12 protein-coding genes are annotated in these 20,480 nt (G+C 62.6%); 4 read left to right on the forward strand and 8 right to left on the reverse strand.

Translation table 11 applies throughout. The features are described 5' to 3' along the window. Positions 1–47 precede the first annotated feature (47 nt). The gene (locus CPH57_RS11905; protein ID WP_096242370.1) at positions 48–10,064 is read right to left on the reverse strand and encodes a non-ribosomal peptide synthetase; all 10,017 of its coding nucleotides are present in this window, start codon (positions 10,062–10,064) and stop codon (positions 48–50) included. 526 nt (positions 10,065–10,590) lie between these two features. Here CPH57_RS11905 and pqqU point away from each other — a divergent pair. The 4 genes from pqqU to CPH57_RS11925 all read left to right on the forward strand — a co-directional run bounded on the left by pqqU (position 10,591) and on the right by CPH57_RS11925 (position 15,843). Beyond that, positions 10,591–12,735 (forward strand): TonB-dependent receptor PqqU, encoded by a 2,145-nt coding sequence (pqqU, locus tag CPH57_RS11910; protein WP_033650792.1) that lies wholly within the window; start codon positions 10,591–10,593, stop codon positions 12,733–12,735. A gap of 147 nt (positions 12,736–12,882) precedes the next feature. Next, the gene (locus CPH57_RS11915) at positions 12,883–15,255 is read left to right on the forward strand and encodes a glucose/quinate/shikimate family membrane-bound PQQ-dependent dehydrogenase (protein ID WP_033650791.1); all 2,373 of its coding nucleotides are present in this window, start codon (positions 12,883–12,885) and stop codon (positions 15,253–15,255) included. Positions 15,256–15,481: 226 nt separating this feature from the next. Then, positions 15,482–15,667: a hypothetical protein gene (locus CPH57_RS11920; RefSeq protein ID WP_033643635.1), complete on the forward strand. Its 186-nt coding sequence runs from the start codon at positions 15,482–15,484 to the stop codon at positions 15,665–15,667. Further along, positions 15,664–15,843 (forward strand): hypothetical protein, encoded by a 180-nt coding sequence (locus tag CPH57_RS11925; RefSeq protein ID WP_015378373.1) that lies wholly within the window; start codon positions 15,664–15,666, stop codon positions 15,841–15,843. Before CPH57_RS11920 ends, CPH57_RS11925 begins: the two co-directional genes overlap by 4 nt. Positions 15,844–15,889: 46 nt before the next feature. Here the strand turns inward: CPH57_RS11925 and CPH57_RS11930 are convergent, their stop codons facing one another. From CPH57_RS11930 to CPH57_RS11960, 7 genes are all read right to left on the reverse strand, one after another. Beyond that, positions 15,890–16,495: a LuxR C-terminal-related transcriptional regulator gene (locus tag CPH57_RS11930; RefSeq protein WP_060660539.1), complete on the reverse strand. Its 606-nt coding sequence runs from the start codon at positions 16,493–16,495 to the stop codon at positions 15,890–15,892. A 114-nt stretch (positions 16,496–16,609) separates the two neighbouring features. Next, positions 16,610–17,452, reverse strand: a complete 843-nt coding sequence (locus tag CPH57_RS11935; RefSeq protein WP_033643637.1) for a hypothetical protein — start codon at positions 17,450–17,452, stop codon at positions 16,610–16,612. Between the two features lie 39 nt (positions 17,453–17,491). Further along, positions 17,492–18,049 carry a fimbrial protein gene (locus CPH57_RS11940; protein WP_049866692.1) on the reverse strand — a complete coding sequence of 186 codons (558 nt, stop codon included), beginning with the start codon at positions 18,047–18,049 and terminating at the stop codon, positions 17,492–17,494. Further along, positions 18,046–18,537, reverse strand: a complete 492-nt coding sequence (locus CPH57_RS11945; protein ID WP_042784943.1) for a fimbrial protein — start codon at positions 18,535–18,537, stop codon at positions 18,046–18,048. The genes CPH57_RS11940 and CPH57_RS11945 overlap by 4 nt, the downstream gene beginning before the upstream one ends. A gap of 15 nt (positions 18,538–18,552) precedes the next feature. Then, a complete protein-coding gene (locus CPH57_RS11950) occupies positions 18,553–19,044 on the reverse strand; it encodes a fimbrial protein (protein ID WP_050594428.1) in 492 nt (163 codons plus the stop codon). 9 nt (positions 19,045–19,053) lie between these two features. After that, positions 19,054–19,662: a fimbrial protein gene (locus CPH57_RS11955; RefSeq protein WP_231922828.1), complete on the reverse strand. Its 609-nt coding sequence runs from the start codon at positions 19,660–19,662 to the stop codon at positions 19,054–19,056. Positions 19,663–19,707: 45 nt separating this feature from the next. Continuing rightward, complete coding sequence (locus CPH57_RS11960) at positions 19,708–20,466, reverse strand: fimbria/pilus periplasmic chaperone (protein ID WP_096242371.1); 759 nt, start codon at positions 20,464–20,466, stop codon at positions 19,708–19,710. Positions 20,467–20,480 lie beyond the last annotated feature (14 nt).

The following is a 20,480-nucleotide window of genomic DNA, read 5'->3' on the forward strand; positions in this document are numbered from 1 at the left end:
TGACTATGGGGCGAAATACGCTTGAGCTTATGAACCAGGCTCATGAATCAAACGTCATCGTTGAGCACTTGTCCGATCGCCTCCTCACACTGCAAAATATTATGATGATGACAGGCCAGCGGGATAATCTTGAGCTGCGCGCAAACCGCGCCCAGTCCATTATCTTCCAGCGCCAGCAGCGGCGCCGTTATCGCCTCCGGCAACTGCGGGTTACCCTCCGTCGCCTTAAACAGCGTCACTTTCGTGGTCTGCAATCGGCGGCTCAGCCTTCCCTCAGACAGCCGCCGCTCCGCCTGCCCGGCGGCCATGGCGCGTGTCGCCGCCTCCCCCTCGATGCCCAGCGCAGGCAGCAGTTGCTCCAGCGGCAGCTCCGCCGTGGTCTGCAGATAGAAGCTGTCCAGCAGATACAGCTGCACGTTACGGCAGCCGCGCGCCTCCAGGCGAGCGGCGATCTCCAGCGCGATGATGCCCCCCAGCGACCACCCGAGAATGCGCACCGGCCCGGCGTCTTGCAGCAGGCCGGCGGCAATCATGTCGTTCAAATACCGTTCGGCCAGCTCGCCGAGCGAGTCGATGGTCGGTTGATGGTAAAGATTATGGTTATCGACGCCATAGCAATTGAGTCGCCCTTGCAACGGCTGAGCGAAAGCATGAAACGCCTCCGCGCCCACCAGTGCCGGGTGGATCATCCACACAGTGGGCACGCCGTCTGTCCGGCGGTTAAGCGGCATGACCAAACGGCGCTCGTTGGCGGCCAGCAGATTTTTCAGGGTGCGGCTTTGCAACAGCTGCACCACCGGCACCGGCGCGGCCATCAGCGCCCCCATGCCGACGCACAGGGAGATCGCCTTGATCGAAGTGCCGCCCAGCAGGAAGAAATCGTCCGTCATGCCGACCTGCTCGCACTGCAGCGCCTCCTGCCACAATGCGCACAACTGCTGCTCCAGCGCGTTCGCGGGAGCGACATAGGCCTGCGGTTCCCTCACCGCCGGCACAGGCAACGCCTTGCGATCCAGCTTGCCGCTGGAGTTGTACGGCAACGCTTCCAGCCGCACCAGCGCCGCAGGCAGCATGTATAGCGGCAATTGCCCGCTCATAAAGGCCAGCAGCGCCGACTCCTCCAGCGGCGCCTCACTGACGTAATACAGCGCCAGACGCTGCCGATGCGCCTCTGACAGCACCACGGCGCAGCAGGATTTGATCGCGCCGAACGCCAGCGCACATTGCTCGACCTCCCCCAGCTCGACGCGGTAGCCATTGATTTTCACCTGAAAATCCATACGGCCGAGGAACTCCAGATTGCCGTCCGGCAAATAGCGCCCGGCATCGCCGGTGCGATAAAGCCGCTCCCCCAGTTCCGGATGGTAGATGAATTTTTCCTCGGTCAGCGACGGATTGCGGTAATAGCCGCGCGCCACGCCGGCCCCACCGATGTACTGCTCCCCCGGTAAGCAGGGCGGCAACACGCGCAGATGGCGATCCAGCACATAGAAACGCTGATGGGCCATCGCCCGGCCATAAGGCACGCTGGGCGCCAGGATCGGCGTTTTCGGAATGTCGTACAAAATCGACCAAATGGAGCTTTCGGTCGCGCCCCCGGCGCTGACTACCCGGCACCCTGGCCGCCATTGGCGAATGCGCGCCGGCAGTGAACGCGAGATCACCTCGCCCACCAGCACCACGTTGCGCAAATGCGGCCACTGCGCCTGCGACGCGTCGGACTCCAGCTGCTCCACCAGCAGCGTCATCACCGAAGGCGCGGAATTCCAGAAGGTCACCCCCTGAGTCATCAACAACCGATGCCACGCCTCCGGCTGATAGCGTTCGGTTTCGGACGGCATCACGATGGCACCGCCCACCGACAGCAGGCCGAAAATATCGAACACCGAAATGTCGAAGCTCAGCGCGCTGAGCGCCAACCCGCGATCGTCCGCGCCGAGTTCCAGCTGGTGTAAGGTATCGATGATGCTGTTCACCGCGCCGCGATGTTCTACCGCCACCCCTTTCGGCGTGCCGGTAGAACCGGAGGTGAAGATCACATAGGCCAGCGCGGAAGGCGCCGGCAAGACCGGCTCACCCGGCGCCGCCGGCGGTAACGCGTTGACCGCACCTTGCGGATCGATCGTCAACAGTCTGGCGTTACCGTGGGCCGCCCACGCCCGGCTGCTGAGGATAATCCGGGTCTGCGACTGCGCGACGATATCCAGGCGGCGGCGTTCCGGCCAGGCGCCGTCCAGCGGCAAATAGGCCTTGCCGGCCATCAGGATCGCCAGCACCGCAATGATTTGCGCCCGCCCTTTGTCCACCATCACCGCGATGGTGTCGGCGCGCATATCCGCATGCTCGCGCAGCTGCAACGACAGCGCCAACGCACGCCGATACAGCTCACCGTAGTTCAGCTCACCCCATTCATCGACGATCGCCACCCGCTGCGGATGGCGCTCGGCCTGACGGATAAAATCATGATGGATGGCGCGTTCGAAATCGTAGGCCGGCGGACAGGATTGACGGAAGGCGCGCTGCCGCGCCGTTTCACTCGCCGATACCAGCGCCAACTGACTGACGCGCTGCTCCCCGTGATTGACGATCTGCGTGAGGATCGTCAGATAATACTCACCCAACAGCGCCAGCGTGGCCGGTGCAAACAGGGCGGTGGCATAGTTGAAGATCGCCCTGCCGCCTTGCGGCGCCGACTGTATGCTCAGCGTCAAATCGAATTTGGCCGCCTGATAGTGTGTCAACAGATCCTGCGGCGCCAGCCAGGCCGGCGCTTCACCCGCCTCTTCCAGCGCGAACAGCGTCTGAAACAGCGGATGGCGCGACAGATCGCGCGGCACCTGCAGCAGCTCAATCAACTGATCCAACGGTAAATTCTGATGCCGCTGCGCCTGCAGCACGCCATCAAAAACCCGATGCACATAATCGTTCAGCGACGCCGCATCGTCTATTTGCGAGCGCAACGGCAGCGTATTGACGAAGAATCCGATCGCCGAGCGGGTCTCCGCCACCGGCCGGTTAGCGACCGGCGTGCCGACCAGAATGTCTTGCTGGCCGCTGAAGTAACCGAGCAGCAGATTAAAGGCCGCAAGATACAGCGCAAACGGCGTGACGCCTTGCCGCCGGGCGAACTGCGTCGCCTGCATCGTCAGGGCCTCCGGCAGCGCGATGACGTGATTGGCGCCGCGATGATCGAAGCGCGCCGGCCGCACGAAATCGAGCGGCATCTCCAGCGCCTGCCACCCATCCAGCGCTTGTCGCCAATACGCTTTCGCCTCATCCGCCAACGCGGAGTCCAGCCAGCGCCGCTGCCAGACGGCATAGTCGCCATATTGCAACGGCAACGCCGCCAGCTCAGCCTCCCGCCCTTGCCGCTGCGCCTGATACAGCGCATCCAACTCCTGCAGCAGCACCGGCTGCGACCAGCCGTCAAACGCCAGGTGGTGCACCAGGATCAGGCTGTAAGTCACCCGCCCGCCATCAGGCTGCGCCACCTGGTAAACGCTCGCTCTGATCGGCAACTCCGCCTCCAGGGCAAACGGCCGATCGATATCCTGCCGCAGTCTGTCCGGCCAGCGCGCCGCCTCCAGCGCCACGCGCTCCAGCGATAGCGTTTGTTCACAGGCCCGGGCGACGGCAATTTGGGACGGCTTCTGGGCAATCAGGCTGTGCAACACCTGATGCCGGGCGACGACCGCCTGCAGACTGCGCTCGTAAGCCGTCAGACAGACATCGTCGTGGAGACGGAACAGCATCGGCACATGATAAAGATTGCCGCCGCCGTTCAGGTTCTCGATAAACCACAGCTGCAGCTGTGAAGCGGAGAGCGGATACTCGCGTTGCCGCAGCGGCGGGATCGACATCGGCGCGGCGCCCTCCCCCTGCCGCAGCAACGCACGGCACAATGAACGGATCGTCGGGAACCGGCCCAGCTCGCTCAACGTCACCTCGATCCCCAACCGTTGACCGAGCTGGTAACAGGCCTGGATCGCCAGAAGGGAATTGCCGCCCAGCGAGAAGAAATTGTCCTCCACGCCGATATCCTGCCGCTGCAACAGATCGCGCCACACCGCCAGGCAAGCGTTCTCCCGCTCGTTCTGCGCCGCGACGAACTCGCGCGCCGTCCTTTTCGGCGGCGGCAACGCCTGTCGGGCTATCTTGCCGTTTTCGGTCAGCGGCAGCTGTGCCAGCTGCATCAGCGCCTGCGGCACCATGTAAGGAGGCAGTTGGCTGCTCAAATGCTGCGCCAAATCCTGCGGGGCGATCGCCTCATCGGCAACGAAGTAAGCGGCCAGACAGGGCTGAGGGTCGGTGACGAGCACGCAACAACAGGCGATCACCCCCGGATAGGCAAGCGCGGCATGCTCTATTTCACCCAGCTCGATACGGTAGCCGTTCAGCTTGACCTGCTGATCGAGACGCCCCAGGAACTCCACATTGCCGTCCTCGAGCCATCGGCCCGCGTCGCCGGTGCGATACACCCGCTCCTGCAGCTCCTCATGCCAGAAGAAACTCTCGGCGGTGCGTTGCGGATCGCCGTAATACCCGCGCGCCAACCCTTCACCGGCCAGATAGATCTCCCCGCGCACGCCCGGCGCCGCGGGCCGTCGTCCGGCATCCAGAATGTAGCAACGCTGGTGCGGCAACGGTTTACCGTAAGGGATGCTGACCGAGCGAATTTTCTCGCCTCGCGGCACCTCATACAGCATGGTGAAGATCGCCGCCTCCGTAGCGCCGCCGGCGCTGCAGAAGCGGACGTGCGGCGCCCAGGCCAGGCAGCGTTCCGGCAGCGAGGTGGCGATCCAGTCGCCCCCCACCATCACCGCCCGCAGCGCCGGCGCAGGCCCGGCCGCCAGCCCCGTGCCGTTTACATAGTCCAGCAACAGCTCCATCAGGGCCGGTGCGCTCAACCATTGCGTCACTCGATGTGTCATCATCAGCTGATACCAGGCTTGCGGATTGACCCGATCTCGCTCGGCCGGCATCACAACCGCGCCGCCCGCGCTCAACGGGCTGAAAATATCGAAGATCGCCAGATCGAAGCTCAACGCGCTGAGCGCCAGGCTGCGATCCCGCTCGTTGAACCCGAAATACCGCCGAACGCCTTCCAGCATGTTCACCGCGCTGCGATGTTCGATCGCCACGCCCTTGGGCGTGCCGGTCGAGCCCGAAGTGAAAATGATATAGGCCAGGCTGTCAGGACCGGCCTCCACCGCCGGCAGGCGCCTCTCCGGCAGCGGCAACTGCGCCGCCAGCCCGTCGGCATTCAGTTCGACCAGGTTGATCTCGTCGCAGGCCCAGGGCGCATCGCTGAGCAACGTATTGATGCCGGCCTGCGCCATCACCTTCAGCCGCCGCTGCGGCGGCCATGTCGCCTCCATCGGCAAAAACGCCTTGCCGCACATCAGCGCCGCCAACAGGGCGATCGGCTGCCGGCGCCCCTTGTCGGCGACGACGGCGATGGCGTCGCCGGTCATCTTGCCCTGCACACGCAGTTGAGTGGCCAGCGTTAACGCCGCCTCGTGCAGTTCGCCGTACGTCATTTCCCCCTGCGCGTCGATCACCGCGACGGCCTGCGGATTGCGCTGCGCATGCCGCACGAAATCCTGTTGCAGGCAGCGTTCAAACGCATAGCTAAAGGCCGGCGCCGCAGGCAGCGCCGGGCTCTGCGGCTGCAGACGAATATTTTCCAGCGGCCAGTCATCGTGGCGCGCCATCTGTTGCAATAGGGCGAGATAGTAGCCGGCCAACCGATCCATCGACGCTTTGCTGAACAGCGCCGACGCGAAGTTGAAGCGCGCGCGCATCTGCTCCCCCTGCGGCGTCAGCGTGAGCGTCAGATCGAACTTGGCAGTGCGCTCATCCGCGCTCAGATCGACCACCGACAGCCAGTCCGGACGCGCCGGTGCGCCGCTCTCGCCCTCCAGCGCGAACATGACCTGGAACAGCGGATGCCGCGAAAAGTCGCGCGGCAGCGCCAGAGCGTCCACCAGCGCCTCCAGCGACAGCGTCTGATGCTGCTGCGCCCGCAGCGTCGTGGCCGCAACCTCTCGCACAAACTCGGCAACGCCCTGACGGGGGTCGATCTGCCGGCGTAAAGGCAGCGTATTGACAAAGAACCCGATCAGATTCCCCAGCTCAGGGCGATTGCGGTTCGCCAGCGGCGTACCCACCATGACATCGTTCTGACCGCTGTAGCGGGCAAGCAACAGCATGAACCCCGCCAGCATCACGGCATGCAGCGTCACGCCCTCTCGGCGCGCCAACGCCTCCAGCGCCTTCACCAGCGCCGCCGGCAGCGGCACTTCGCTGTTGTCGCCGCGTACGTCGAAGACCGCCGGCCGCAAAAAATCCACCGGCAGCGAGAGCGGCTGCCAGCCCGCCAGCTCTCGTTGCCAAAAGGCCAATTCGTCGGCCCGGCGCTGCACATTTTCCGGCGCTTGTTGCCAGCACGCATAGTCGAGGTATTGCAGCGCCGGCTCTGTCGCCTTACGCCACGTTCCCCGATAGCGCGCGTCCAGTTCCTGCAGCAGCACCTCAAGCGACCAACCGTCAAAGACGATGTGATGGAATACCAACAGACAAACGGCCGTTTCCCCGCCCGCCGCATCGCGGTAACGATAGCGCGTGGCGCGCAGCGGCAGCTCGCGCGTCAAATCCATCGGCCGGCTGCAGGCCTGCGCCAGCGCCATGTCAAACTCAGCGCCGCTCACCGTCAGCAAAGGCACCGGCAGCACGGCGTCGCTGACCCACTGGCTGGCTTCGCCCCGCTCATTCTGGCGAATCAGGCTACGCAGGATCTGGTGGCGCTCGACGATCGCCTGCAGACAGTCCGCAAAACGTTGGTCATCGATGTCCGGCGCCAGCCGCAGCAGCACCGGCGACAGATAGTGCGTGGCGTCCGCCGACAGTTGCTGAACAAACCACAATCGCGACTGCTGAAGCGACAGCGGCCCCTCCCGCAGCCCGCCGACGAGGATGGGCGGCTCATCCGACGGCGCCTGCCGTTGAGCGGCGATATGCTCGCTCAGCGCGGCCACCGTCGGATGCTGATTCAACGTCAGCACCGAGATCTTCGCCCCCGGCAGTTTATTCACTTCGTGACACAGCCTGATGGCCATAATGGAGTTGCCGCCGAGGCGGAAGAAGTTGTCGTCCATGCCGACATGGCCGCCCAGCAGCCGATTGAACAGTGCAGAAAGCTGAGTCTCCAGCGGCGTGCCCGGTTGGCGAAACGCCGTTTGCCGCTCCACCGGCAGCGGTTCCGGCAATGCCCGGTAATCGACCTTGCGGCTCACCGTCAGCGGCAGCGCCGACAGCGCCGACAGCGCCGACGGCAACATATAATGCGGCAGCTGCGCCGCCAGGCGTTGCAAGATGTCGCCGGCCTGCGGCGTCGCGCCGGGCTTCGGCACATACCAGGCCGCCAGTTGGTCCGTCGTGCCGGGGCGCAGGGTCACCACCGCCTCGGCCACCTCGGGCAGCGCGCGCAGCTGCATTTCGATCTCGCCCAACTCGATGCGATAGCCGTTGATCTTAATCTGCTGGTCGTGTCGCCCAAGATAGTCCAGGCTGCCGTCGGCCAAGCGCCGTACCCGGTCGCCGGTGCGATACAGGCGCCGGTAAGGCTCACGCAGTTCAAAAGGATTGGCGACGAATGCGGCTTCCGTCAGCGCCGGCAGGTTCAGGTATCCGCGCGCCAGGCCGACGCCGGCCAGACACAGCTCGCCCTCCGCCCCCAGCGGCATTAGATTGTCATGCTCGTCAACCACATAACAACGCATATTGGCGATGGCGTGGCCGATATTGCGCGCGCCGTTGCGGCGATAGATATTCAGACTGGCGCTGACCGAAGCCTCGGTCGGGCCGTACAGATTGGCAACCTGCATGCCGCAGGCCAGGTAATGGTCGAGCGCCTCCTGCGCGGTCGCCTCGCCGCCGGTCGCGAGATAGCGCACCGAAGCCGGCAGGTCTGGCAAGGTGCCAAGCAGCGCCGGCGGCAGGAAACAGGCTTCGATGCCCCAGGCCGCCATTTGGCCGCACAACAGCGCCGGATCGCGCCGCTGCGCCTCGCCCGCGATGAACAGCCGGTGGCCGTTGCTCAGGGCCATGAACACTTCAAACACGTGCGCGTCAAAGGCCAGCGACGCGAACTGCAGGCAGTTGAGCGCGCCCGATTCATTGCGCAGCAAACGCTGCGTATGACCCCGCACCATGTTGGCCGCGCCCCGGTGTTCGCACAGCGTACCTTTCGGCCGCCCGCTGGTGCCGGAGGTGTAAATCACGTAGGCCAATTGCCGGGCTTCGACATTCGGCAGGCTCGCGGCATCCGCATCGGCAAGCGATTCATCCGCCGCCAGGCAAACGCCGTCCGGCGCCAGACGCCGCGCCTCCCCTTGCAATGCGCTTTCCGTCAGGACGATGGGGCTGTTCACCTCTTGCAGAATATATTCCAGGCGCTGCGCCGGCGCCGCGGGATCCAGCGGCACATAGGCACCGCCCGCCTTCATGATGGCCAGCATCGCCACCACCGCTTCCGCGCTGCGCTGCAGATACAGCGGGATCAGCGTCTCTGGCGGCATGGCGGCGCCGCGCAACCGGCGATATTCTTCCCTCAGCCGTATTGCCAGGCGATCGCTGCGCTGCGCCAGTTGGCGGTAGCTGAGCGAACCGTTGGCATCGGTTACGGCGATGCGTTCCGGATGACGGCGCGCCTGGCGAGCCACGCCGTCGAGCAGTGTCGCCCCTGGGTCGGCCGTGTCCGGCTCGCTCTCCCAGGCGTCGCGGCAGCGTAAAACCTGCTGCGCCGTGAGCTGCGGCCACGCGGCTATCGGCGCGTCCGGTTCGGCTAGCGCACGCTGCAATAGCCCGAGATACTGATCCGCCATCTCCGCCATTTGCGTGGCGTCGAACAGATCGGGCCGATAACGCAGGCGAAACTCAAAGGCCTGCTCGGTCGGCTGATACTCCAGCAGCAGTTCCGAACCGGCCAGATCGACGTTGTAACGGTGATTGACGCCGATGCGGCAACCGTCAAGCGCCAGCGGCGCATCTTTCAGGTAAGCCTGAGTGAAATTGACGTTCAGCTCGCGCACCGGGCTGAGGTTCAGCATGTCATAAACCGGCAATTGGCTGTGCCGCAGCTTGCCCGTCACCTTGAGCGCTTTGCTGTAGGCCAGCGTCGCGCGGTACAGCTGGTTGAACGTGGCTTGCGGGGCGAGCGTTAAGGGAAACACCGCGGTGTTGACCTGGGCGCCGAAAAACAGCGGCTCGCCGCCGTCCGGCGCGACGGGATAACCGATATGCACCGTGTCCTGCGCGGATTGCCGGGCGATCAGCAACGCCCACAGCGTTTTGAATATCAGGAATGGGTTGGCATATCTGACGCCAGACTTCAGCGCCTGCCACTCGGCGAACGGCAACGTAAAGCGCACTTCGCCGGCGCCGGGTGCTTCGGGGGCTTCACCGGGGAGATAAGGCAACGCTACGCGCGGGGCGCATTCGGCCAACCGGTCGCCCCAGAATGACGCGGAAGCGAAGTCCTGCTTCAACGCCGCGATATCCGCCTCATAGCGCCGGTACAATCGACAAATGTCCGTTTCATCCGCCTGCGGCGGCGCCACGGCAGCCCCGCGATTGTAATAGGCGGAAACGGCGTTGTAGAACTCCTGGCCGGACAGGCCGTCGATCAGGATGTGATGAACGACAATGATCAAATTATAGCGCTGCGGCGCCAGCTCAATCAGGTAGAAGCGGCACAGCGGCCCCTCCCGGAGATCGAACGGCGTATTGATTAATTTACCGGCATCGCAATCGGCATCAAGCGTTTCCAACGCAATTTTCTTCTCCGTCTTTACCCAGCGTAATTGCGGCGAGCTGTCGTCGAGGACATGGTGAAACAGAATATAGTCCCGGCACACGCCCTCGACCGCCGCGCGCAGTCGATCGACGTCCAGCGCCCCCTCAATGGTCTGATCCAGCACCAGGTTGTACTCGCAGGAGTGTGGATTGAGGACGTATTCATTCCAAAACGTGTGGGTATAGGGTGAAGCGATGATCGCGCCCATGAATCAATTCCCTTTTAATATATTCCAATAATATATGAATAGATATTTATGCATGGCATAAATACCGTGATGGTTATGCGATTGAGCTGTTAGGCGAAAACTTAAAAAACATAAGAGCGAATATTATTTTATTTTTATAAAAAATAAAGCCACAAAAACACAAATAAGCTAAAACCAACAAAAACAATGACATAAAAAATAATTTGTCATTTCAAAATGATTCACGGATTTTCATTCATAAATAAAATAACTATTGTAAATAAATTAAAAACAAAGATAGGAATATATTTAATATAAATAAATTTAATTTAAAGGCATCGCAGGAAAAGCGATAAAAAAGAGAATCTTCTTAAATGAAAACCCGCATCTTTCAGTTGCGCTATTCCAAAGCGTACGGTGTCGGAATATCCTATACTCGTTGCAGGATGCAGTTTCCCTCCCATTGAATGCCAGTACAGGGAGTCACAAATGGCTATTTTCGCCCACTTGCGGGCAATTTTTTCAGCATTATTGGCAGAATTATCTGATGAATAAAAAACGTCCCGTCTTGACCCCGGCAACCCTGTTATTGCTGCAGCCGGTCTGCATCGGTTCGGCCCTGGCGGCGGATCAGAAAGACAGCGATACGCTGGTGGTAATGGCGCAACCCATCGGATTGACCGAGCTGGGATCGCCGGTGTCCGTCAGCGTGATCGACGGCCAGGACCTGCGCAACGCCGCACCGCAGATTAACCTGTCGGAAAACCTTGGCAGCGTGCCGGGCCTGCAGCTTCAAAACCGACAAAACTATGCGCAGGATCTGCAGCTGTCGATACGCGGATTCGGCAGCCGATCGATGTTCGGCGTGCGCGGGGTGCGCATGTACGTCGACGGCATCCCCGCCACCATGCCCGACGGCCAGGGACAAACCTCCAACATCGACATCAACTCCGTCGAGCGCATCGAGGTGCTGCGCGGCCCCTATTCCGCGCTGTACGGCAACGCTTCGGGCGGGGTGATCAACGTTGACACACAGACCGGCGCCCAGCCGCCAACGCTGGAGGCCGGCAGCTATTTCGGCAGCGACAACACCTGGCGCTACGGGGTGAAAGCGACCGGCGCCACCGGCGACGGCACCCAGGCCGGCGACGTCAACTACGCTATCTCCGGCACCCGCTTCACCACTCAGGGCTATCGCGATCACAGCGCCGCGCGGAAAAACCTCGGCAACGGCAAGCTCGGCGTGCGGTTGGACGACGTCAGTACCCTGACGCTGATGTTCAACAGCGTCTCCATTGACGCCGGCGATCCGGGCGGCCTGACCGAAGCGGAATGGAAGGAAAACCCGCGCCAGGCGCCGCGCGCGGATCAATACAACACCCGCAAGTCGCTCGATCAGACCCAGGCCGGTCTGCGCTATCAGCGCCAGATGAGCGAGCGCGACGAACTGACGCTGACCGCCTACCACGGCGAGCGCCACACCACGCAGTACCAATCCATTCCACGCGGGCCGCAGCTCAACCCTACCCACGCCGGCGGGGTGATCGTGCTGGAAAGAAAATATCAGGGCATTGACACTCGCTGGAAGCATGAGGATACTCTCGCCTCGTTACCGGTAACACTGATCGGCGGTCTGGATTATGAAACCATGACCGAACGCCGGCAGGGGTTTGAAAACTTTATTCTGCGAGACGGCACAGTGGACTACGGCGAGAAAGGCGACCAGCGGCGCAACGAGAAAAACCGCATCTGGAACCTGGATCCTTACCTGCAAACCTCCTGGCAACTGACGCCGCACTGGACGCTGGACGCCGGCCTGCGCTACAGCACGGTCAGCTTCGACTCGACCGACTACTACATCACGCAGCGCAACGGCGACGACAGCGGCAGCAAACGCTACCACCAGTGGCTGCCGATGGGCTCGCTCAACTATAAAATCAATCCGGCGTGGAACGTTTATCTCTCCGCAGGCCGCGGCTTTGAAACCCCGACCATCAACGAACTCTCCTATCGCCCCGACGGCCAGGCCGGCCTGAACATCGGTCTGCAGCCGTCCACCAGCGACACCGTCGAACTGGGCAGCAAACTGCGCCTCGGCAACGGCCTGGTGAGCGCCGCCCTGTTCCAGACCGATACCGACAACGAGCTGGTGGTGGCGGAAAGCAGCGGTGGGCGCACCAGCTACGCCAACGCCGGCAAAACCCGGCGGCGCGGCCTGGAACTGGCGCTGGATCAAGAGTTCGCGCTGGACTGGCGCCTGCATATGGCCTGGACGCTGCTGGACGCCACCTACCGCAGCGAAATGTGCGGCAAAGCCGTTTGTACCCCGGCTCAAACCATTCCCGCCGGCAATCGCCTGCCGGGCATCGCCCGCAACATGGGCTACGCCTCGCTGGCCTATGCCCCGCCGGAAGGCTGGCACGCCGGCGCGGAGCTGCGCTACATGAGCGACATTCAGGCCAATGACGCCAACAGCGCGCAGGCTCCCTCTTACACCGTGGCCGGCGTAAACGCCGGTTATCGCTTTACCTGGAACCGCTGGGCGCTGGACGTGTTCAGCCGGGTGGACAATGTTTTCGATCGCCGATACGTCGGTTCGGTGATCGTCAACGAAGGCAACGGCCGCTACTTCGAGCCGGCGCCGGGGCGCAACTGGGGTGGCGGCGCCACCTTGTCTTATCGCTTTGAATAAGGCAAAGCACCTTAAGGTTAAAAAACGGGATGGGTTTTACGTCACCCTAGCGGCTTCTCGCTGAAATAATAGGGAGAAACCGCGTGTTTTTTCCGATTTGGCTTAATCTCTAAATCGGGGACTTTCATTTTTGGTAAGGGTATTGCTATGCAAAATAAAGCGTCACTATCGCCGCTTATCGTCATAACGGCGCTGTTTGCCGCGCTGAGCGGGCTTTATCTGCTCGGCGGCGGCATCTGGCTGGCCAAGTTGGGCGGTTCGCTGTATTACATCATCGCCGGGCTGGTGCTGCTGGCGACTTCCTGGCTGCTGTTCCGCCGCCGCGCCACCGCGCTGCTGCTGTACGCGGTATTCCTGCTGGGCACCACGATTTGGGCCCTGTGGGAAGTGGGCCCGGACTTCTGGGCGCTGACGCCGCGCCTGGACGTCACCTTCTTCTTCGGCCTGTGGCTGGTGTTGCCGTTTATCTACCGCAAGCTGGTGGCCAACGGCAAATTCGCCTACGGCGCGCTGAGCGCGGCGCTGGCGATCACCGTCATCGCGCTGGCCTATGCCGTGTTCAACGATCCGCAAGAGATTAACGGCACCCTCGACGCCGCCCAGGTACAACCGAAAGACGCCACCGGCGCCGACTGGCCGGCCTATGGCCGCACCCAGGAAGGCACCCGTTACTCGCCGCTGAGCCAGATCAACGACAAAAACGTTGGCCAGCTGCAAGAGGTTTGGCGTTTCCAGACCGGCGATCTGAAGACCGCCAACGATCCGGGTGAGATCACCAACGAAGTCACGCCGATCAAGATCCGCGATACCCTTTACATGTGTACGCCGCACCAGAAGCTGTTCGCGCTGGATGCCGCCACCGGTAAAGAAAAATGGAAGTTTGATCCGCAGCTGAAATACAACCCAACCTTCCAGCACATCACCTGTCGCGGCGTGTCTTACCACGAAACCGCCGCAGCCGCAGGCGCCGCCGGCGACGCCGCTCCGGCGATGTGCGCACGCCGCATCATTCTGCCGGTCAACGACGGCCGTCTGTTCGCACTGGACGCCGAAACCGGCAAACCCTGCCCGGACTTCGCCAACAACGGTGAGCTGAACCTGCAGAGCAATATGCCGTATGCGACGCCGGGCCACTACGAGCCGACCTCGCCGCCGGTGATCACCGATAAAGTGATCGTCGTCGCCGGTGCCGTGACCGACAACTACTCCAACCGCGAGCCTTCCGGCGTGATCCGCGGCTTCGACGTCAACAGCGGCAAGCTGCTGTGGGCCTTCGATCCGGGCGCGAAAGATCCGAACGCCATCCCGGCGGACGAGCACCACTTCGTGCCGAACTCGCCGAACTCCTGGGCGCCTGCCGCCTATGACGCCAAGCTGGATATCGTTTACCTGCCGATGGGCGTTTCCACTCCGGACATCTGGGGCGGCGATCGCACCCCGGAAATGGAACGCTACGCCAGCGGCCTGTTGGCGCTGAACGCCTCCACCGGCAAACTGGCCTGGTTCTATCAGACGGTCCACCATGACCTGTGGGATATGGACGTGCCGGCGCAGCCGACCCTGGCGGACATTACCGACAAGAGCGGTAAAAAAGTGCCGGTCATCTATGTGCCGACCAAAACCGGCAACATCTTCGTGCTGAACCGTACCAACGGCGAACTGGTGGTGCCGGCACCGGAGAAACCGGTACCGCAAGGCCCGGCCAAGGGCGATCGCCTGTCACCGACCCAGCCGTTCTCCGAGTTGACCTTCCGTCCTGAGAAGAAACTGACCGGCGCCGACATGTGGGGCGCGACCATCTATGATCAGCTGGTCTGCCGCGTGATGTTCCACAGCCTGCGTTATGAAGGCACCTTCACCCCGCCTTCCGAGCAGGGCACGCTGGTGTTCCCGGGTAACCTGGGCATGTTCGAATGGGGCGGCCTGGCCGTCGATACCGATCGCGAAATCGCCATCGCCAACCCGATCGCGCTGCCGTTCGTCTCCAAACTGATCCCGCGCGGCCCAGGCAACCCGATTGAGCCGCCGGAAGGCGACAAAGGCGGCAGCGGTACCGAGTCTGGCGTACAACCGCAGTATGGCGTGCCGTTCGGCGTCACCCTGAACCCGTTCCTGTCGCCGTTCGGCCTGCCGTGCAAACAGCCGGCTTGGGGTTACATTTCCGCCGTGGATCTGAAAACCAACGACATCGTGTGGAAAAAACGCATCGGCACCGTGCGCGACAGCTCACCGTTGCCGCTGCCGTTCAAAATGGGCATGCCGATGCTGGGCGGCCCGGTGACCACCGCCGGTAACGTGTTCTTCATCGGCGCCACCGCGGACAACTACCTGCGCGCCTTCAGCGTGACCAACGGTGAAAAACTGTGGGAAGCGCGCTTGCCGGCCGGCGGCCAGGCGACGCCGATGACCTATGAGGTCAACGGCAAGCAGTACGTGCTGATCTACGCCGGCGGCCACGGTTCCTTCGGCACCAAGCTGGGCGACTACGTGGTCGCTTACGCCCTGCCCGATCAGAAGTAACCACCGCCGTTATTACCCCGCAAAGCACGCCGCAAGGCGTGCTTTTTCTTTTCCCGCCCCGCCGGCTGCCCCCTCGCAATACCCTTAATTTTTTCACCTCCATTATTGATAATGGTTATCATTCGCAATATTATACCTCTGCGGCCCCGGCAGCGGCTGCGATCCTCTCCAGCTTAATGGGCAATACAACGATCGGCCGCCTTCAGGCGGCCCTATTCGGAGGCGCATGGTCGACCATACTCGGAAGCATCGAAAGAAGATTCTGCAAGCGGCGGTGAAAACGCGACGCGCCGGCCTGACGTTCGCGCCGGCATCGCCAGCCACGTCGCCCTTTATCGGCCAGCACCGCCAGACGCAAGCCGTACTGATACACCTGATCGGCCATGATGACGCCCAGGAGGAACATGAATGAACCTGCAGCCCTTTACCGCCATGCTGATGTTCGCCTATGTGCTGCTGATGGTGCCGCTGCTCTACGTCATCGACAGCCGCCTGAGCGCCAGCAAACTGGTGCGCAAAGCCACGCAAAACCTCATCATCATCGCCTTGACGCTGTTGTTCTTCAGCGCGATGACGCTGCTGTATTGACGCTTCCTGCCCCTCAGGCGCCAAATTGAGCGCCTGAGCCACCCTCTCATCCGCGCGCCCGCTCTACGGTTTTCAACCCGCCCAACCGCAACCAATGGTAGAGATCCGCATTGCGTTTAAATCCCAGTTTTCGCATCGCCGCCTGTTTGTGATTGCTGACGGTTTTCACGCTCAGATGCAGGTTGCGCGCGATGGCGGTCTGCGGCAATTCACAGGCCAGGTAGCGCATGACATCCTGCTCACGGCGGGTAATGCGCTGCCGTTCACACCAATAGCACCGGTGCTCTGCGTCGCGGTTCGTCCGCGCCGCCAATGCCCGCTCCAGCTGGCTTAATACGCTGCCCGGCGAGTCGTTGCGGAAAATAACGCCCGCCTCACTGATGCAACGCGGGTTATCGCGCCAGCGGGTATCGCCGGGTTCACGCAGCGCAAAGTTGAGCGGTTGGCCGCCGCTCACTGAATGCAGGCAGAAACGCGCCTGCCAATCACGCTCCACGGACTGGAACACCACATCCGCCCGATGCGCCTGTGTGGCGTCGAGCACCTGAACCCGCATGCCGCGGCGCGCAAAATACGCCAGCAGCAGCTGCTGCAATCCTTCAATAAAGAAACGGTCATTATCGATAAACGCCAGAGTGATGGTAGTTTCCATCGGCACGCTCCCTTTGAAATCATCCTTCCCGGTCGCCGCCGAGCGCGATTCCCCCCCCCTGATGGCGGGTGACTCAACGGCATAATGCAACGGCGCGCGGCGCGGGTAATGCAGCTACGGCAACGCCAGAATGGCGACCGATTGCCCCGAGTAATTGCCAGCCTTGATCGTTCCCGTCACGCCAAGGGTGGAAGTGATCGGCACCGTGACCCCGCGCGTATCCGCGGTGAACTGATAACCCAGGTTGCCCAGGGCGCCGTTGATGCGCAGCGTGCTGTAGACGCCGGAATTCCCCAGATCCAGGCGGCCATTGCTGCCGACGCGGATATACATGACGATGTTCATCTTCTGCGAGCACACTACGCGCAGGCTGCCGCGCGCCGTATTGCCTACCAGGTCGGTATCCGGCAACACGCCGTGGTTCAGATCGAGCTGTTGCTCATCGATGCCGCAGACCCCGACCGGCGGCGGCGCGATGCCGCAGACGCTGCTCGGCATCAACCGTGCGCTGTTGCCTTCAACGGCGGAGGAGGACGAGGTGGTATAAAACAGCCCGACACACTCCTGAGTGATGGCATCCCCCACATGAGAAGTCGCACCGACGATCGGCAACGGATAAATGCTCTGGTAGAAGCGGCTGAGTTCACCCATCGTCCGCAGTTGGGTAATCTGCGGGTAGCGCCCCGACCCGACGATAGAGGCCGAAGGCGTCACGGCCGTGCTGCCGCCCGTATTGGCGCTGGTGTGCCGGTGGTTGATCCCCACAGCGCACATGCTTTGCTGATAGCAAGGATTAGGCGATGAGTCATCCTTATCCCAGCTCTCAAGCACATACTCATAAGCCGCATTGCTGGGAGAGCCGGTACTCTTGGTCACATAGGAATAAATTTGCGCCGAGCACAGCCCCGGCAGCAGGCCGAGCAGTAAATACATCCCTCTGAAGTGAAAACGCTGCATCGCGTCATATCCTTATTCTGTTTTGCCGAAGCCCGGCGCTCATTGGTAGTCCAGGCTGAACGTCGCAATGGCGCTGAAAGCACCGCGACCGATGGTTCGCTTTGCCAGCGCTTCCGGTTCGCCGCGCACATAGGCCTGCACCCCAATCACCGTGCCGCCGTCCTGCAACGGGTACTTGCCGCCTGCGCTGTTGAGCGGTAAAGGCTGCCCCTGCAGCGTCTCCATGCCGATGGCGATCCCGCGCGCCTGGCTGCTCGCCGCCAAAGCCAAAAGCCCCGGCAGCTGCGCATTCTCCGTCCCTTTGAAGGTGATCGACACCGTCTTGCCCAGGCTGAGATCGCACTCCGCCAGCCGCAACTCGAACGGTTGCCCCTGCGTGCGCTGGTTCAGGTACAGGTACTTGTCGACCAGCGTGCCGAAATCCAGCGCGATGCTCTCGTCGCCCGGCTGAATGACGCAAGGTTCCGCCACCAGCGCCCCGCGCATGCGCAGATTGTCCGCGGCTTGCGCCGCGCCGTTCACGCCCAGCGCCAACAGCAACAGGCCGATAACGCCCCAGCCGCCTTGTGTTGTTTTCACGCTCGCCTCCTCCTTCATTGATAGTCGGCCCGCAGCGTCGCCGTGGCCTCGAACGCGCCTTCCGTCAGGGTTTCGCCCGATTTGCCGACCGGCACCGCTTCCAGCACCGGCGGTTTGGCCGGATCGATAGGCAGCGCGCTGCCCACTTTGAACGGCTGTGCGTTCTGGTAAATGCGGATGCCGAGATAGCGCCGGTTGGTTTGCACCGCCGCTTCGTCAAACGTTGCGGCGTTGCCGGTCAGACTCAGCAACATGTCCCATTTGCCGATCCCCGGCTCGCAGCGAATGCGGTAGCCGATGCTTTGCCGATAGTTCGCACCATCGACCTTGTTAATGCCGACACGATCGCCGAAGTTCACGTCAATGATCCCGTCATCGTTGATGGTGCAGGGCGGCGGCTCGATCAACGTGCCGCGAAACTGCATGTCGACCGTTTTCTCCGCCCAGGCGAGATGGCATGCCATCCCTGCGCACAGCAGCACGCTCGCCGTAAAACGTTGTTTCATGCTCTCGCTCCCGCGTTACTGATAATCCACCTTCATGGTGGCGCCCGCGGTGAATTCACCCGCCGCCAGCCTGGCGGTGGCCGATTTCACCGGTACCGCCTCAAGCGTCGGCGCGGCCGGATAGGTAAAGCTCAACCACTGGTTGATCGGCCAACGGCGGCCGCCATTCAGCAACGCAATGCCCAAGCCGTCTTTGCTGGTGCGCAGCAGTTGGCCGTCGAAGCCGCTCGCCGCCCCCTGCACCTGCAGTTTGAGCCCGTTGCTGCTCTGCCCGCTGCACGTCAGCGTGTAACTCACCGCCCGCCGATAGTTGGCGCCATCAATGCGGGTGGTCATCACTTCATCGCCAAAGTCCACCTCGATCGGGCGTCCGCCGTTGATGATGCAGGGGGGAGAAAGCACGGTGACCCGTACGTTCACCGTGGTCGCCTGCGCCGGCAGTTGGCCTAGCGCCAGCACTCCCGCCAGCCAGAAAGGCACCCGGCCGCGTCTTATCCTCGGTACCATCGCCTCGCCTCAGTCATAATTCAGCCTAAAATCCACCGTCGCCCGATATGCGCCGGCCATCAGCGGCGCCACGGTTCGCTCCGGTGCCACGCTGTAGCTCAACGCCTCTTGCCCTGGCGTCAGCAGCAGCGGCTCGCCGCGGCTGCCCAACCGAACGTCGCGACCGCGGCCGTCCAGCAGGCGCAACCCCAGCCCTGAAGTGCCCTGCGCTTTCACCAGCTGCGGATTGTCGCTGTCCGCCGTCGAACCGAAGCTGACCGTCACCGCCGGTTGATTCGGCGCCCAGACCAACGCGCCGGTACGCGCATCTCGCTGCCCCCCCGGCGTGTGCAGGCAATCCTGCAAACGCAGCTCGAACGCCACCGGCTGCCCGCGATCGCCGGCCTGACGCAAGCGCGCGGTGCCGGTCTCACCCAGCCAGATTTCCTGCCGCGCGCTGCTCATCTCCAGCCGGCAGGCGCTTTCCGTCAGCGCGCCATATACCTGCAGTACGCCATTGGCGCCCTCCACCTGCCAGTTGTCCACCACGTCGGCCTTCGCCGGCGGCATCGCTATCACACCCAGGCTGAGCGCCAGCATCAACGCGCTCCCGCCGGCCTTTTTCCGTTCTCGTTTCATCCTTTCCCCCTGAATGGCTCTCCCGTCGGCACCGCCTGCGGCGGGTTATGACGCCGTCCGTTTCTCCGGCACCACCTTGCAGCTCACGCCGCTGCAGCTGAAGCTCAGCTGCGGCCGGCCGCCGTAATCGTTGATGTAGGTCAGCACCGGGCTACTGCCCAGCCCCGCTGCGCCCACGGTCAGGCGCGCCTGGCTCTTCGGTGCGATCATGAAAGGCTCAAATCCCTTTACACCCTCCCCCCCTTTTTTGCTGCCCGCATCGACGATCGTGATGTAGTACGGCGTCGGGTTATTGACCTGATAGCTCTCCCCTTGCCGCGTCAACGTCAGCTGCTCTTGCCATGGCATCGCCATATCGGTGCGGTTCGGCACGATCGCCGCCGGGCGATAGAACAGCTTGATGCGCGTCTGCAGCGCGATCTGCAACGTATTGGGCTTGTTGCTCTTCGGCGGTATCTCGCGCAGGTTGAAGTAGTACAACGTCTCCCGATCCTGCGGCAGCTGTTTGGCCGCCGGCAGCGCCTGAATCTTGATCTGGCTCGGCTTGCCCGGCTCGATGCGCTGCACCGGCGGCAACACCACCAGCGGGCTCTGGATCTTGTTGCCCTGCTCGTCCTCCAGCCAGCCCTGCGCCAGGTACGGCAGCTGCTTGTTCTGGTTGCTGAGATTCAGGCTGACCGAGTTCTGGCCGCCGTCGAAGATCACCCGGGTGCGATCGAGCGCGATTGCCGCCTGCGCGTGCTGCGCCGCCGTGGCGCCCAACAGCGCGAGCGCCGCGGCGGTTTTAAGAGAAAAAGTTTGCATGTTGTCGATAACTC

The sequence above is a fragment of the Serratia sp. JKS000199 genome, from assembly GCF_900215455.1.
GTDB classification, from domain to species: domain Bacteria; phylum Pseudomonadota; class Gammaproteobacteria; order Enterobacterales; family Enterobacteriaceae; genus Serratia; species Serratia ureilytica.

What these genes read in the sequence shown, in the direction of transcription:
- CPH57_RS11905 (WP_096242370.1), bottom strand. Translation starts at nt 10,064, where the DNA reads ATGGGCGCGATCATCGCTTCACCCTATACCCACACGTTTTGGAATGAA.
- CPH57_RS11955 (WP_231922828.1), bottom strand. Translation starts at nt 19,662, where the DNA reads ATGAAACGAGAACGGAAAAAGGCCGGCGGGAGCGCGTTGATGCTGGCG.
- CPH57_RS11940 (WP_049866692.1), bottom strand. Translation starts at nt 18,049, where the DNA reads ATGAAGGAGGAGGCGAGCGTGAAAACAACACAAGGCGGCTGGGGCGTT.
- CPH57_RS11925 (WP_015378373.1), top strand. Translation starts at nt 15,664, where the DNA reads ATGAACCTGCAGCCCTTTACCGCCATGCTGATGTTCGCCTATGTGCTG.
- CPH57_RS11920 (WP_033643635.1), top strand. Translation starts at nt 15,482, where the DNA reads ATGGTCGACCATACTCGGAAGCATCGAAAGAAGATTCTGCAAGCGGCG.
- CPH57_RS11950 (WP_050594428.1), bottom strand. Translation starts at nt 19,044, where the DNA reads ATGGTACCGAGGATAAGACGCGGCCGGGTGCCTTTCTGGCTGGCGGGA.
- pqqU (WP_033650792.1), top strand. Translation starts at nt 10,591, where the DNA reads ATGAATAAAAAACGTCCCGTCTTGACCCCGGCAACCCTGTTATTGCTG.
- CPH57_RS11960 (WP_096242371.1), bottom strand. Translation starts at nt 20,466, where the DNA reads ATGCAAACTTTTTCTCTTAAAACCGCCGCGGCGCTCGCGCTGTTGGGC.
- CPH57_RS11915 (WP_033650791.1), top strand. Translation starts at nt 12,883, where the DNA reads ATGCAAAATAAAGCGTCACTATCGCCGCTTATCGTCATAACGGCGCTG.
- CPH57_RS11935 (WP_033643637.1), bottom strand. Translation starts at nt 17,452, where the DNA reads ATGCAGCGTTTTCACTTCAGAGGGATGTATTTACTGCTCGGCCTGCTG.
- CPH57_RS11945 (WP_042784943.1), bottom strand. Translation starts at nt 18,537, where the DNA reads ATGAAACAACGTTTTACGGCGAGCGTGCTGCTGTGCGCAGGGATGGCA.
- CPH57_RS11930 (WP_060660539.1), bottom strand. Translation starts at nt 16,495, where the DNA reads ATGGAAACTACCATCACTCTGGCGTTTATCGATAATGACCGTTTCTTT.